Annotated in this window: 12 protein-coding genes and 1 pseudogene; 5 read left to right on the top strand and 8 right to left on the bottom strand. The window is 73.8% G+C overall.

Annotation, left to right across the window (positions count from 1 at the left end; genetic code table 11):
- A partial coding sequence (locus GTW40_RS21535; RefSeq protein WP_237525613.1) for a peptidoglycan-binding protein occupies positions 1-312 on the top strand: 312 nt, incomplete at its 5' end.
- 10 nt (positions 313-322) lie between these two features.
- Here GTW40_RS21535 and GTW40_RS21530 read toward each other — a convergent pair.
- The 5 genes from GTW40_RS21530 to GTW40_RS21510 all read right to left on the bottom strand — a co-directional run bounded on the left by GTW40_RS21530 (position 323) and on the right by GTW40_RS21510 (position 6810).
- Entirely contained in the window at positions 323-2665 is a 2343-nt protein-coding gene (locus GTW40_RS21530) for a SpoIIE family protein phosphatase (RefSeq protein WP_161181834.1), read from the bottom strand.
- 109 nt (positions 2666-2774) lie between these two features.
- Entirely contained in the window at positions 2775-3149 is a 375-nt protein-coding gene (locus GTW40_RS21525) for a hypothetical protein (RefSeq protein WP_161181832.1), read from the bottom strand.
- Positions 3150-3284: 135 nt separating this feature from the next.
- A complete protein-coding gene (locus GTW40_RS21520; RefSeq protein ID WP_161181831.1) occupies positions 3285-4199 on the bottom strand; it encodes a MurR/RpiR family transcriptional regulator in 915 nt (304 codons plus the stop codon).
- Positions 4200-4288: 89 nt separating this feature from the next.
- A complete protein-coding gene (locus tag GTW40_RS21515) occupies positions 4289-5842 on the bottom strand; it encodes a phospholipid carrier-dependent glycosyltransferase (RefSeq protein ID WP_237525614.1) in 1554 nt (517 codons plus the stop codon).
- Positions 5843-6126: 284 nt separating this feature from the next.
- Complete coding sequence (locus GTW40_RS21510) at positions 6127-6810, bottom strand: nucleoside/nucleotide kinase family protein (protein WP_161181829.1); 684 nt, start codon at positions 6808-6810, stop codon at positions 6127-6129.
- Between the two features lie 117 nt (positions 6811-6927).
- On the opposite strand from GTW40_RS21510, the gene GTW40_RS21505 reads away from it, so the two are divergent.
- Both GTW40_RS21505 and GTW40_RS21500 read left to right on the top strand, forming a co-directional pair.
- A complete protein-coding gene (locus GTW40_RS21505) occupies positions 6928-7668 on the top strand; it encodes a beta-phosphoglucomutase family hydrolase (RefSeq protein WP_161181828.1) in 741 nt (246 codons plus the stop codon).
- A complete protein-coding gene (locus GTW40_RS21500) occupies positions 7665-10013 on the top strand; it encodes a glycosyl hydrolase family 65 protein (RefSeq protein WP_161181827.1) in 2349 nt (782 codons plus the stop codon). Before GTW40_RS21505 ends, GTW40_RS21500 begins: the two co-directional genes overlap by 4 nt.
- A 174-nt stretch (positions 10014-10187) precedes the next feature.
- Here the strand turns inward: GTW40_RS21500 and GTW40_RS21495 are convergent.
- Positions 10188-10523: pseudogene (locus GTW40_RS21495) on the bottom strand (BlaI/MecI/CopY family transcriptional regulator); the annotation flags it as partial.
- A 63-nt stretch (positions 10524-10586) separates the two neighbouring features.
- Positions 10587-10793 carry a hypothetical protein gene (locus GTW40_RS21490; protein ID WP_161181826.1) on the bottom strand — a complete coding sequence of 69 codons (207 nt, stop codon included), beginning with the start codon at positions 10791-10793 and terminating at the stop codon, positions 10587-10589.
- A gap of 237 nt (positions 10794-11030) precedes the next feature.
- Here GTW40_RS21490 and GTW40_RS21485 point away from each other — a divergent pair, with 237 nt between their 5' ends.
- Entirely contained in the window at positions 11031-12872 is a 1842-nt protein-coding gene (locus GTW40_RS21485; RefSeq protein WP_161181825.1) for a glycoside hydrolase family 15 protein, read from the top strand.
- Position 12873: 1 nt separating this feature from the next.
- On the opposite strand, the gene GTW40_RS21480 is transcribed toward GTW40_RS21485, so the two are convergent.
- Entirely contained in the window at positions 12874-13455 is a 582-nt protein-coding gene (locus GTW40_RS21480; protein WP_161181824.1) for a TetR family transcriptional regulator, read from the bottom strand.
- Positions 13456-13514: 59 nt separating this feature from the next.
- On the opposite strand from GTW40_RS21480, the gene GTW40_RS21475 reads away from it, so the two are divergent.
- Positions 13515-14006, top strand: coding sequence for a GNAT family N-acetyltransferase (locus tag GTW40_RS21475; protein WP_161181823.1), 492 nt, complete (start codon positions 13515-13517; stop codon positions 14004-14006).
- Positions 14007-14066: the final 60 nt, after the last annotated feature.

Raw genomic sequence — 14066 nt, 5'->3', positions numbered from 1 at the left:
GCCACCGCGGCCGCCCGCCCCACGCACTCCGCCGCCCCGCGCCCCGTGACCATCACCCCGGCCACCACCGCACCCGCCGACCCGGACGGCCCCGGCACCCTGCGCGAGGGCGACTCCGGGCCCGGCGTCACCGAACTGCGCGAGCGCCTGCTGCGCATCCCGGACGTGTTCCGGGACGGTTCCCCGAGCGGCGGCTACGACGCCGTACTGGCCGAGGCCGTCGCCCGGTTCCAGGTCTGGTACGGCGTCAGCGGCGACGAGCGCGGCGTCTACGGCGACGACACCCGCCGCGCACTGGAGTCGCGCACGTGAACGGGACCGGCTACTCCTCGGCCGACGGCACCCGGACGTCCACCACGCACACGTCGTCGCGCCGCTCGTCCGCGAGCAGCGAGGCGAGCAGCGCGTCCAGCGAACCGGCGCCCTCCCGGCCCTGTGCGCGGACCGTGGCGGCCAGGCGCGACAGGGCCGTGTCCAGGCTCTCGCCGGGCCGCTCCACCAGACCGTCGGTGTACAGCAGCAGCCGGTCGCCCGGTTCGAGGCGCAGCTCCGCCGACTCGAAGACCGGTTCCGCGCTCGCGCCGAGCAGGATGCCGCGGGGACGCGTCACGTAGCGCACCTCCGTGCCGCGCACCAGCAGCGGCGGCGGATGCCCGGCCTGGGTCCAGCTCAGCACGCGGGTACGGGGGTCGTAGCGGGCGAGGATCATGGTCGCGGTGGTCAGCGCGTCCCGGGAGTGCAGCAGCAGCTGGTTGAGCCGGGCCAGCGCCCCGGCCAGCGAGGAGCCCGTGCTGACCATGCCCTTGGCGGTGAACCTCAGCTGCGCCATCGTGGCCACCGCGTCGATCCCGTGGCCCGCCACGTCACCGACCACGAACAGGGCCTGGTCGTCGGGGAGTTCGATCGCGCTGAACCAGTCGCCGCCGACCTGGATGCCCGACTGCGCCGGCAGATAGGCGACTTCGACCCGCAGTCCGGCCAGCCGCACCGGCTTGCGGGGCAGCGGCAGCAGGGCGTGCTGGAGCCGGCCTGCGAGGGCCCGCTCGGCCTGGAGCACGCCGCGCTGGAGCAGCATCGCGCGTTCGCTCTCCACCAGGGCCAGTTCGGCGCTGCGCTGCGCGGTGAGGTCCTGCACGAACCCGTGCACCTCCACCGGGGTACCGTCCGGCTCGGTCACCGCCTCCGCGACGACCCGCAGATGCCGTACGCCGCGCTCGGTGTGGACGCGGAAGGGCAGGTCGAACGGCGTTGCCGTCGTGGTGAGTTCGGTGATCGCCCGGGTGAGGCTGTCGGTGTCGTCCGCCGCGACCAGCCGGGGCAGACGGTCCAGCGGCACCGGCCCGGCGGCGGGGTCCAGGCCGAGCACGGCGTACGTCTGCGCGGACCAGGCCGACTCGCCGGTGGCCAGGTTCCAGTTGGCCCAGCCCAGATTGCCGAGCCGCTGCACGTCGGCCAGGCGCTGCTCCTGGAGTTCGGCCGGGTCGTGCCGCAGCCAGGTCACCAGCAGACCGCCGTCCAGCGGGGCGGCCCGCACCGAGTAGGTCGCGGTCACGGGCACGCCGTCCACGGTGTCGTGGTAGGCGAACGGCTCGCTCTCGAAGGGGACTTTGGTGGTGAGCGCCTGGAGGTAGCCGTCCCACAGCGCCTCGCCCGCGACGGACGGATAGCTCTCCAGGATGCGGCTGCCGACCATGTCCTGCCCGGTACGGCCGAACACGTCGACCGCCTCGGGCGCCGCGGCCTCGATGCGGTAGTCCTCCACCTCGCCGGAGGCGGAGCGCAGCGGGCACAGCAGGATCGCGGCACCGGGCAGCGCGTCGAGCACGCTCTGCACGGGCTGCGACCCGTCGTCATGGCCGTCCGGGCGCGCGTCGAAGGCGCGCAGCCGTCCCGCGCACAGCCGGGCCACGGCGCGCAGCAGCCGCCGCTCGCGCGAGGTGAACGGCCGCTCCTCGCCGCGCAGGACACCGAGCGCGACCGTCGAGGCCGAGCCGCCGGGCACCGGCAGCCAGGCCCGGGACCGCCACCGGTCCGGCGGATCGTCGACGAGCAGATAGTGCTCCCGGTCCTTGGCCAGGTCCTCCAGCCAGCGGGGCTCGCCCGCCGCCAGCGCCTCCAGCGGGGCCACACCGGTCAGCGGCGGTATCCGGTGCCACCGCGCGGCGAAGGTGGGGGCGATTCCGGCGTGTCCCAGCAGTTCGATGCCGCCCTCGGGCAGCCGCTCGTACAGCATCACGGCGTCGGCACCGGTCTCGGGCGTCAGATGCCGCAGCAGACACGCGGCCAGCTCCCGCGGGGAGCCGACCCGCACCAGGTCCCGGCCCACCGCGCCGAGCACGTCCGCGATGTCGCCGGTGCCGGAGGCCGCCGCGGAGCGCCGGGCGTCCCGGTCGGGGTTCCCCCCGGATTCCCGGCGGGGCTGTTCCAGGGCGCCCAGGGTCAGCCAGCACTCCTCCAGGAGGGTGCGGCTGCCCGTTCGGGCGCGTCGCACCAGTTCGTGGTGGGCCGCGTCGGCGGAACGGCCGTCCGCCGCCATCAGGGCGCCCTTGGCGCGTTCCACCACCGCCGTGGTCGCGGCCTCGTCCCGCAGCCGCTCCAGTTCCGCGCGCTGCCGGGCGACGGCCCGGGCCAGCGCCGTGGGGTCGGCGCCCGTGTCCGGGTCCAGGGGAAGTGCCGGGTCGCTCGTCACGCGTCGAGCATGGCACAGCCGAGCCCGCTCGATCACGTGTCCGGTCGGTACGTGTGCTGCTCACGCGGTACGCGGACCGCTCGGCTCAGCGCACGGTGCCGCGTCCGCCGAGCGCCTCGGAGACCACGCGCACACTGCGCGCGATGTGCTGGAGCTGGAGCAGCTCGGCCGCGTAGAGCTTGATCGTGTGCTCGATGACCGACTCGGGCAGGCCGAGGACGGGCAGCTCGGTGCGGGCGGTCTGCAGGGCGGTGCGCGCGACCCGGATCTCCTGCTGGACCTGGAGCCGGGCGTGCCGGGCGAGCAGGACGGGGTGCCGGATCAGCGCCGGGTAACCGGCGTAGCGGGCGGGGATCAGCTCGCGCAGCCAGCGGGCCGCCGAGCGCTCCCAGTCGTAGCTGCCCGGGGGCTTGACCTGGCATGGCCAGTCGGGGCTGATGCGCGTGGTGGTCATGGGCATGATCGTCGTCGCTTCCGGGTGTGCCGCGTGGGGGGCGCCGGGAGCAGTATTTATATATGCCGTCGGGTTTTCAAGACACATGAAAATTTTCATGCGTCGACCGTCTGCCCGTATCGGCCCTGGTGGCGTCCGGTTTCAGTCCGGCAGGAAGAACTGCCGCTCCTCGGCTCCCCGCTCGTACTTCTCCAGCCGGGCCTGGGTGCGCTCGGGGTCGGCGTCCGTCATGGCCTGGAGCAGCGCGGCGGCCATCACGCCGGGCGCCGCGTAGGAGTCGAAGACCAGCCGGGAGCCGGTGCCCGTGGTGAAGGTGACGTCGGCCTCGTCGGGCAGCGGACCGAGCGCCAGATCGGTGACCAGGGCGACCTTCAGCCCCGCCTCGCGCGCCACCCGCAACGCGGTCAGCGTCTCCCGCGCGTGCCGGGGCATCCCGAACGCCAGCACCCAGCTGCCGCCCGCCTCCCGCGCCTGGAGCAGCGCGTCGTACGCCACGCTCCCGCCCCGGGTCACCAGCCGGACGTCGGGGTGGATGCGCCGGGCCGCGTACCCGAAGTACTCCGCCAGCGAGGCCGAGATGCGCAGCCCGAGGACGGTCAGCGGGGTCGAGCGGGACAGCGCGCGGCCCACCTGGACCACCCTGCCGGGGTCCGCGAGGTCGCGGCGCAGGTTCTCCAGGTTCTGGATCTCGGCGTCCACGGCGGCCTGGAGCTCGTTCGCCCGGTCCGCCTCGTGCGGGCCCGGCAGCGTGCTCAGCGCGATCGACTGGAGCCGCTCGCGCAGCGCCGGGTAGCCGCTGAAGCCGACGGCGGCCGCGAACCGGGTCACCGACGGCTGGCTGACCCCCGCCCGGTCGGCCAGCTCCGTGATCGACAGGAACGCGGCCTCGGTGAGGTGCTCGATCAGATACTGCGCGATCCGCCGCTGCCCCGGGGACAGCCGGGGCCCGTCGAACAGGGCGCGCAGCCGGGAGGTCGGGGAGGCGTCGTCCCGGGAGACGGCACCGCGCGAGGTGATCGCTGACGCCTGGGCGCGTGCCTGCTGCGGAGAGGGCACCGGCCCGTCGACTTTTTCTCCCACGATCAGTCAACATAGCTCACCGGCCTGGGTGGCCCGCCGGGTCGCGGCGGGCCCGGGGACCCGGATCAGCGCCGGTACAGCGTGATCGAGTACCCCACCTGACCGACGGGACGGCTGGTCCGGATCAGCCGGGCGAGATCCCCGCGCGCCTTCGCGACCGACGAGTCCGACACCACGAGCAGCCCGTGCACCTGGGACACGGGCACCTTGCGCGGATCACCGGCGCGGATGCCGTAGGCCGACGGCACCCCGGCGCCCTTGTAGACCAGCCACACCCGCTCGCCGGGGTACTGCTCCCGCAGCCGGTCCGCGAGCCTGCCGAGGTCCTGCCCCCAGTCCACGTTGGAGTCGTGCAGCAGCCGGTGCGTGGCCGCCGGACCGCCGAACGCCTCGTTGGCGTACGGCAGGTAGTACGGGAACACGCGCAGCGAACTCACCGCCGCCCAGGCCACCAGCAGCCCGGTCAGCGGCACCGCCCACCGGTACCGGGCCCGGACCCGCGTCACGCACCCCGCCGCCACCGCCAGGAACACCGGCACGAACAGCGCGTACCGGGTGCCGAAGCCCCGCGAGCCCGTCATCGCCACGGCCAGCAGCAGCGCCGGGGGCAGCAGCAGATACGGCGCGGCGGGACGCAGCGGGCGCAGCGCCAGGACGGCCGCGGTTCCGGCGGCGCCCAGCGCGAGGAGCGCGAGCGGCGTCTTCACCAGCAGGGCGACGGGGAGGTAGTACCAGAGCGGGCCGGTGTACAGCCGCCCGAACAGGAAACCCTCCCAGGCGTGGTTCTCGAAGGCGAACTGCACCAGCATCCCGGCCCGGTAGGCGGGCGGCAGCGGGAGCAGTGAGGTCAGCCTGCCGCGCAGTCCGCCGATCGCGGGCACCGGCTCGGCGGGGGAGAAGCGCAAGCGGGGATCGACCGCCGCGTACACCGCCCACACCACGACGACCGCCAGCACGGCCACCGCCGCCGCGGCCCCGGCGCTCCGCAGCGCCCGGCGCCGCCGGTCCGCGCCGGGCAGCGTGTGCCACACGGACAGCGCGGCGAGCAGCATCAGCAGCGGGATCGCGGGCAGCGCGCTCATCTTCGTCGCGAGCGCCGCGCCGAGGGCCAGGCCCGCGAGCGGTACGTACAGCCGGGGGCGCCGTCGCGCGCGCCAGGCCAGCCAGGCGGCCGTCACGAGGAAGGCCGTCACGGGCATGTCCAGCGTGGCCAGCGAGCCGTGCGCGATCACGTCGGGCGAGAAGGCGTACAGCGCGAGCGCCACCAGGCCGCCCGCCGTACCCGCCACGTCACGGGCGAACGCGAACACCACCAGGCCGGTCAGCAGCGTCAGCACGATCACCGGGAGCCGCGCCCACAGCATCAGCCGCCCGGGGTCGTTGCCCGACTCGTACAGCAGATGCCGGCCCACATCGCCCTGGGTGCCCGGGGTGGACGGGTCGTAGCGCGGGTCGGCGACCGCGAGCCCGGTGGTGATCAGGAGCTTGCCGAGCGGGGGGTGTTCGGGGTTGTAGCGCAGGCGGTGCTCGCGGAGATAGTCGGTGGCCGTGGCGACGTACACCGGCTCGTCGATGGTGGGCGTCTGCTGGACGGCGGTGGTCACCATGGCGACGGCCATCTGGCCGAGCAGCAGGGCGATCAGGAGCAGGAGGAGGGGCCGACGGCGGTTTTCCGGGGGCAGCCGGAGCCATGCCGGGGAGAGGACGGGTCTCGGGGCCTCGGCTGCCTGCTCGTCCCGAGGTGCCGTCCGCTGTTCGCTTGCCATCGCCTGCCCCGCGACGGCACCGGCGGGCCCCGGGGCGACGGCCCGCGTCACCCGTGCCCGGCGGCGCCACCGCCTCGTGAGTCGTACCGGCGGACGCTCCGCCGTGCCCTGGGGTACGGCCCCGGGGCGGCCGGAGTTCACCCCGACGCCGGGGAGGGGACGGGCGGTGTCCCCTGCGGCGACGGCAGGGCGGTGCGGGGCACGACCAGGTCGGCGGCGTCGCGCGTCGTCGCGATCAGATCGGCGTTGCGCTGGTCCGGGCCGAGCACCCAGGCCAGCGCGTCCGCGTGCGGCTTGCCGAACTCCTCGTGCCGCGCCACCAGACGCCGCACCCGCTCCGCCTCGTCCACCTCGCAGTACCAGACCTCGTCCAGCAGCGGCCGCACCCGCGCCCACGAACCCTCGCGCAGCAGAAGGTAGTTGCCCTCCGTCACCACGAGCCGGGCGGTCGGCGGCACAGGGATGACCCCGGCGATCGGCTGCTCCAGGACGCGCTCGAACCCGGGCGTGTACACCACGTCGTCCGTCTCCTCCCGCAGCCGCCGCAGCAGCGCCGCGTACCCGCCCGCGTCGAACGTGTCCGGCGCCCCCTTCCGGTCCCGCCTGCCCAGCCGCTCCAGCTCGGCATCGGCCAGATGGAACCCGTCCATCGGCACATGCGCCACCCACGGCGGCCCGTCGGCGTTCAGCGCCCGCGTCAGCGACTCCGCGAGCGTCGTCTTACCCGCCCCGGGCCCACCCGCGATACCCAGAATCGCGCGCTCCCCGTCCCGGACGAGGCCACGCGCACGGACCAGAAGGTCTTCGAAGATCGACTGCATGGGGCCGAGTGTGCCACCGGCGCCTCTTCGGGGGAACGGCAACACCGCACCCCCACACGGCCCCAGCTCCGCGACCTCCCGGGAATCCGCCCCCGCTTCCGGGGAAGGCTGCCTGTTATGACTCAGCTCGGACTGCCCGACACCATCCTGGCCTGCCTGTTCGACCTCGATGGAGTCGTCACGAAGACGGCCGTGGTGCACGCGGCCGCGTGGAAGGAGACCTTCGACGCGTTCCTGCGCGGGTACGAGGGGGAGCGGGGGCGGCCGTTCGACGCGGTCGCCGACTACGACGAGTACGTGGACGGGCGCCCCCGCGCGGACGGGGTGCGGGCCTTCCTGGAATCGCGGGACATCCGCCTGCCCGACGGCAGCCCGGACGACCCACCCGGCGCCGACACCGTGAACGGGCTCGGCAACCGCAAGAACGAGCTGCTGCTCGCGAAGATCCGCAGCGGCGGCGTGGAGGCGTACGAGGGGACGCTGCGGTACGTCGAGGCGGTCAGGGCGCGGGGACTGCCGACCGCCATCGTGTCGTCCAGCGCCAACTGCCGCGACGTGCTGCGCGCGGTCGGTGCCGAGGACCTCTTCGACGTACGGATCGACGGGGTGGTGGCGGCGGAACGGCACCTGCCGGGCAAGCCACATCCCGACACCTTCCTGGCCGCCGCGCACGACCTCGGCATCGAGCCCGCACGCGCCGCCGTCTTCGAGGACGCGCTCGCCGGGATGGACGCGGGCCGCGCGGGCGGCTTCGGATACGTCGTCGGACTCGACCGGACCGGACAGGCCGACGCGCTCTACGCGCACGGCGCGCATATCGTCGTGAAAGACCTCGCCGAGCTGGGAGGAAAGCCGTGATCACGGAGCGCGCCTACACCGTCGAACCGTGGACCGTCCGCGAGACGGCACTCGACCTGGACATCCTCGCCCAGAGCGAGTCGGTCTTCGCCCTGTCCAACGGCCACGTCGGCTGGCGCGGCAACCTCGACGAGGGCGAGCCGCACGGCCTGCCCGGCAGCTACCTCAACGGCGTGCACGAGCTGCACCCGCTGCCGTACGCCGAGGCCGGGTACGGCTACCCGGAGTCCGGCCAGAGCGTCATCGACGTCACCAACGGCAAGATCCTGCGGCTGCTCGTCGACGACGAGCCCTTCGACCTGCGCTACGGCCGCCTCGTCTCCCATGAACGCGTCCTCGACATGCGGCGCGGCGTCCTGGAGCGCACCTGCGAGTGGACCTCGCCCGCCGGGTCCACCGTCCGGGTCCGCTCCACCCGCCTGGTCTCGCTCACCCAGCGCGCCGTGGCCGCCATCGCCTACGAGGTGGAGGCCGTCGGCCGCCGCAGCCGCGTCGTCATCCAGTCGGAGCTGGTCGCCAACGAGAGCCTGCCCGGACCCAACGGCGACCCGCGCGCCGCGATGACCCCGCACTCCCCGCTGGAACAGGAGGACGGCTTCGCCTCCGGCGAGCGGCTGCGCCTGGTCCACCGCACCAAGCGCAGCGGACTGCGGGTCGCCGTCGCCGCCGACCACGTCGTCTCCGGGCCCGGCCGCACCACCAGCCGCAGCGAGAGCGGCACCGACGTGGCCCGGCTCACCGTCACCTCCGTCCTGGAGCCCGGCCAGACCCTGCGGGTGGAGAAACTGGTCGCGCACGGCTGGTCCGGCACCCGCTCGCTGCCCGCGATGGCCGACCAGGTGGACGCCGCCCTCGCCGCCGCCTCGCACGACGGCTGGCAGGGCCTGCTCGCCGACCAGCGGGAGTGCCTGGACGACTTCTGGGCCCGCGCCGACGTCGAGGTGCACGGCGACGAGGAGATCCAGCAGGCCGTACGCTTCGGCCTCTTCCACGTCTTCCAGGCGGGCGCCCGCGCCGAGCAGCGCGCCATCCCCGCCAAGGGCCTCACCGGCTCCGGCTACGACGGGCACGCCTTCTGGGACACGGAGATGTTCGTGCTCCCCGTCCTCACCCACACCTCCCCGCGCGCCGTCGCCGAGGCGCTGCGCTGGCGGCACAACACCCTGGACGCCGCCCGCGAACGCGCCGCCCAACTCGGGCTCGGCGGGGCCGCGTTCCCCTGGCGCACCATCGAGGGCTCGGAGGGCTCCGCGTACTGGCCCGCCGGCACCGCCGCCTTCCATGTGAACGCGGCCATCGCGGACGCGGTCGTCCGCTACGTCGAGGCCACCGGCGACGTCCGCTTCGAGCGCGAGGTCGGCGTCGAACTGCTCGTGGAGACCGCCCGGTTGTGGCGCTCGCTGGGCCACCACGACCACCACGGCGCCTTCCACATCGACGGCGTCACCGGGCCCGACGAGTACAGCGCCATCGCCGACGACAACGCGTACACCAACCTGATGGCCCGTCAGAACCTGCTCGCGGCGGCCGACGCGGTCGAACGCCACCCCAAGGAGGCGCAGTTGCTCGGCGCCGACGAGGAGGAGAGCGCGGCCTGGCGCGACGCCGCCGAGGCGATGAACATCCCGTACAACGACGAACTCGGCGTCCACGAACAGAGCGCGGGGTTCACCCGCTACCAGCGCTGGGACTTCGCGGGCACCCGCCCCGACCAGTACCCGCTGATGCTCAACTTCCCGTACTTCGACCTCTACCGCAAACAGGTCGTCAAACAGGCCGACCTGATCCTCGCGCTCTACACCTGCGACACCTGCTTCGACGACGAGCAGATCGCCCGCGACTTCGCCTACTACGAGCCGCTGACCGTCCGCGACTCCTCCCTGTCCGCCTGCTGCCAGGCCGTCATCGCCGCCCAGACCGGGCACCTCAGGCTCGCCTACGCCTACACCACCGAGGCGGCCCTGATGGACCTGCACGACCTGGAGCACAACACCCGCGACGGACTGCACATCGCCTCGCTGGCCGGGACCTGGATGGCACTCGTCGTGGGCTTCGGCGGGATGCGGCGCCCCGTCGGCCGCTCCGGGCTGCGGTTCGCGCCGCGCCTGCCCGAGCGTCTGCGCCGCCTCGCCTTCCACCTCCAGTACCGGGGGCGCAGGCTGCGGGTCGAGATCAGCGCGGACAAGGCGACGTACTCCCTGCTGGACGGCCCGCCGCTGCTCCTCAGCCACCACGGGGAGTCCTTCACCCTGCACACCGGCGAGCCCGCCGTACGCCCCCTGCCGCCGGTGCCGCTGCGGCCGACTCCGGAACAGCCCCTGCACCGGGAGCCGCGGAACGTGTGAGGGGGCACGGGTTTCGAGGGGTCACGGGTTTCCGGGGGCGCGGGTCAGGGGGTGCGGCTGGGGTGCCGGGGCGGTGGAATCCGCCGGGCTCGGGGCCCCGTCGCACCCCGTGCCTCCGCCGTACCCCTCGCACCCCTCGCCCCCGTCGCACCCCGCGCCCCCGTCCGGCTCGCCCGCCAGGAAGCCGCGCAGTGCCCGCGCCTCCTCCGGCCGTAGCAGCGGCACGAGACGGGCGAGCGCGCCGATGGGGTCGGGCCCCTGGTCCAGGGCGCGGCGCAGGGCCTCGGCGGTCAGCTGGGCCGGGTGCTTCGCCGGGCGGTACGCGCCCCGGCGGCCGTCCGCGTCGCGCAGCACCAGCCCCTTGTCGTAGAGGCGCTTGAGGATGGTGTGCACGGTGTTGTAGGCGAGACCGCCGATCCCGGCCCGGATCTCGGCAGGGGTCAGCGCCCGCTCGGTGGCCCAGAGCGCGCTCAGCACCTCGTTCTCCAGCGCGCCGGCGCAGCGCCGCATCACCCTGCCGGTCATGGCCGTACCCACGGCGCGCGAAGCCGCAGGCTCCGCGCGCCGCACCCCCTAAGGCAGCAGCTTCTCGACCGCCACCGAGCCCTCGCTCTCCAGCTTGCGGCGGGCCCAGTCCAGGTTCTTCGGCGTGACGTCCCTGCCCGCCGCCATCACCAGGTCCTCCGGTGTGACGTCCCGGGAGGGAGCGGTGTGGAGCAGGGCGTCCGGGGTGCAGTAATCGTCGGACGACCGGGACTCTTCGGATGTTGAGCTCGACATGATGCCTCCTCGTCGGTCCGGATGGGCGCATCCGTGCCGGTGCCCGCAGAACGGGGCACCCTCTCACCATTGCCCGCCGGGCCACGCCCCGCATCCCGGGGGCGGCCCGTGCGGCCGGTGCCGGAGCGCCTGCCCGGCCCCGGCGGCCCCACACATCCCCCTGGCCCCCGGAGTGCACGGGCACCTCCCCGCCCTAAGCTGGAGACACCCCCGTATCCCCACCGGGAGGCAGCGGCGATGGACGGCACCTCCTTCCAGCAGGACATTCCCAGGGGTGGCCCGCGCCACCTGCCCATCGCCGAGCACGGCCTCGTCGGGGATCTGCGCAGCGTGGCCCTGGTCGGCAGCGACGGCACCATCGACTGGTACTGCTGCCCCTCCTTCGACGCCCCCAGCGTCTTCGCGGCCCTGCTCGACCCCGAGCGCGGCGGCCGCTTCGCGCTGTCCGCCGCCGTACCGGCCCGTACCAAGCAGTTCTACTTCCCCGACACCAACGTGCTCATCACCCGCTTCTTCACCGAGGAGGGCGTCGGGGAGGTCCAGGACTTCATGCCGGTCACCGGCGAGGACCAGGCGGAGCAGGGCCGCCACCGGCTGATCCGGCGCGTGGTCTGCGTCCGCGGCACCGTCCCGTTCCGCGTCCTGGTCGCCCCGCGCTTCGGCTACGGCGCCGACCCGCACACCCTGCGCGAGGACGAAGGGCGGCTGCTCTTCGAGTCGCCGGAGCTGTCCCTCGCGCTCACCACCACCGTCGCCCTGGAACTCGACGGCCACGACGCCCGGGGCGACTTCAAGCTCGGCGAGGGCGAGACCGCCGTGTTCGCCCTCGACCAGGCGGGCGACGAGATCGCCCCGCGCGGCTGCGCCCACGCCGAGGCCGAGCACCAGTTCAACGCGACCGTCGCCTACTGGCGCCGCTGGCTCTCCCAGTCCCGCTACCGGGGCCGCTGGCGCGAGATGGTCCACCGCTCCGCCCTGACCCTGAAGCTGCTCACCTACGCCCCCACCGGCGCCATCGTCGCCGCCCCCACCACCAGCCTGCCCGAACAGCTCGGCGGCGAGCGCAACTGGGACTACCGCTACGTCTGGGTGCGCGACGCCGCCTTCGCCGTCTACGCCCTGCTCCGGCTCGGCTTCAGCGGCGAGGCCGAGGCGTTCATGCGCTTCCTCACCACCCACATCAGCCCCGGCGACGGCGAGTCCGGCGGCCCGCTCCAGATCATGTACGGCATCGACGGCCGCACCCGGCTGCCCGAGCGCGAACTGCCCCACCTGGAGGGCTACCGGGGCTCCGCACCGGTCCGCGTCGGCAACGCGGCCGCCGGACAGCTCCAACTCGACATCTACGGCGCCCTGGTGGACTCCATCTACCTCTACGACAAATGGGCCCAGCCCATCTCCAGCGCCCAGTGGGACGACGTGTGCCGCCTGGTCGACTGGGTCTGCGACCACTGGGACCAGCCCGACGAGGGCGTGTGGGAGACCCGGGGCGGCCGCAAGAACTTCCTCTACTCCCGGCTGATGTGCTGGGTCGCCATCGAACGCGCCATCCGGCTCGCCAACCGCCGCGGCCTGCCCGCCGACCACCGCCGCTGGCGCCAGGCCCGCGACGACATCTACCGCCGCATCATGGACCGGGGCTGGTCGGAGCGGCGCCACGCCTTCGTGCAGCACGAGGCGAGCGACGTCCTGGACGCCTCCGTACTGATGATGCCGCTCGCCAAGTTCATCGCCCCCACCGACCCCAAGTGGCTCTCCACCCTGGACGCGCTCACCGAGGAACTCGTCTCCGACTCCCTCGTCTACCGCTACGACCCCGGCGCCAGCCCCGACGGCCTGCGCGGCGACGAAGGCACCTTCTCCATCTGCTCGTTCTGGTACGTCGAGGCACTCGTCCGCGCGGGCCGCCTGGACGAAGCCCGCCTCGCCTTCGAGAAGATGCTCACCTACGCCAACCATCTCGGCCTGTACGCCGAGGAGATCGGCCGCACCGGAGAGCAACAGGGCAATTTCCCCCAGGCGTTCACTCACCTCTCCCTGATCAGTGCGGCCTTCAACCTGGACCGTGCGCTGGGGTGAACTACTGTTCTTCGGAGGCGAGTTGGCTGTGCACCGCCGCCGTGACGCGCGCGGTGTCGCCCGTGGCGAGCAGGTCCAGCAGCCCGCCCCGCAGCACGGCGAGCACGAGCGTGCGCTCGTCCCGGCCCGCCTCGGTGTCGCGCACTTCGGCGGGCTGCGCGGCCGCGAGCAGCGTCAGCCAGTCCTCGACCGTGGCCCGCGCGAAGCCGTCCCAGGGACCGTCCGGGTCGGTGAGGGAGCGGGTGTAGCTCTCCACCCACAGGGTCAGCAGCCCCCGGTGGGCGTCGTCGGACAGCCACCGCCACAGCTCCCGCGCGACCGGCCGCAGCCCGCGAGGCTCCTCCCGCGCGTCCATGATCCGCCGCAGCGCGGCCAGTTCGTCGGCCCGCGCCCGGGCGAGCAGGGCGCGGATCAGCCCGTCCTTGCTGCCGAAGAGGTAGAGCAGCACCCGCGGGCTGGACCCGATCGCCTCCGCGAGCGGGCGCAGGGACAGCTCGGCAAGACCGCCGCGCAGCGCGTAGGCGTAGGCCGCCTCCAGCAGTTCCCGGCGCCGGGGGGAGGGGTCTGGCTCGGAGGGGCTCACCGGAGTTAGTCTACTGAAACAGTCGTTTCAGTGACGCGGAAGGGTACCGGGAGGACGCGATGACGGAGCGCGAGGCGGTCGTACGGCCCCTGGGCAGGCCCGGCGACCTGGGCTGGGTGGTCATGGCCCACGGCGAGTTCTACGACCGGGAGTTCGGCTGGGACACCGACTTCGAGGCGCTGGTCTGCCGGATCGTCGCCGACTACGCCGACGGCAAGGAACCCGGACCGCAGTCCGCCTGGATCGCCGAGGTGGACGGGCAGCGGGCGGGCTGCGTCTTCTGCGTGCGCGCGGACGACCGGACCGCCAAGCTGCGCCTGCTCCTCGTAGACCCGGCGGCCCGCGGCCTCGGCGTCGGCGCCCGCCTGATCGAGGAGTGCCTGGACTTCGCCCGCGAGTCCGGGTACGAGGCGATCACCCTGTGGACCAACGACGTCCTCGGCTCCGCCCGCCGCCTCTACCAGCGCCACGGCTTCGAACTCACCGCCGAGGACCCCCATCACAGCTTCGGCCAGGACCTGACCGGCCAGACCTGGCAGCGGCGCCTCTAGTGCCGCAACAGGCAACGTTCGCCCCGTCGCGACGCCCGGCACGCACTCTCGCCGCACCGG

It is taken from the genome of Streptomyces sp. SID4985, assembly GCF_009863025.1.
In the GTDB taxonomy this organism is placed as follows: Bacteria; Actinomycetota; Actinomycetes; order Streptomycetales; family Streptomycetaceae; genus Streptomyces.
This window is presented reverse-complemented; position numbering and strand designations above follow the sequence as displayed.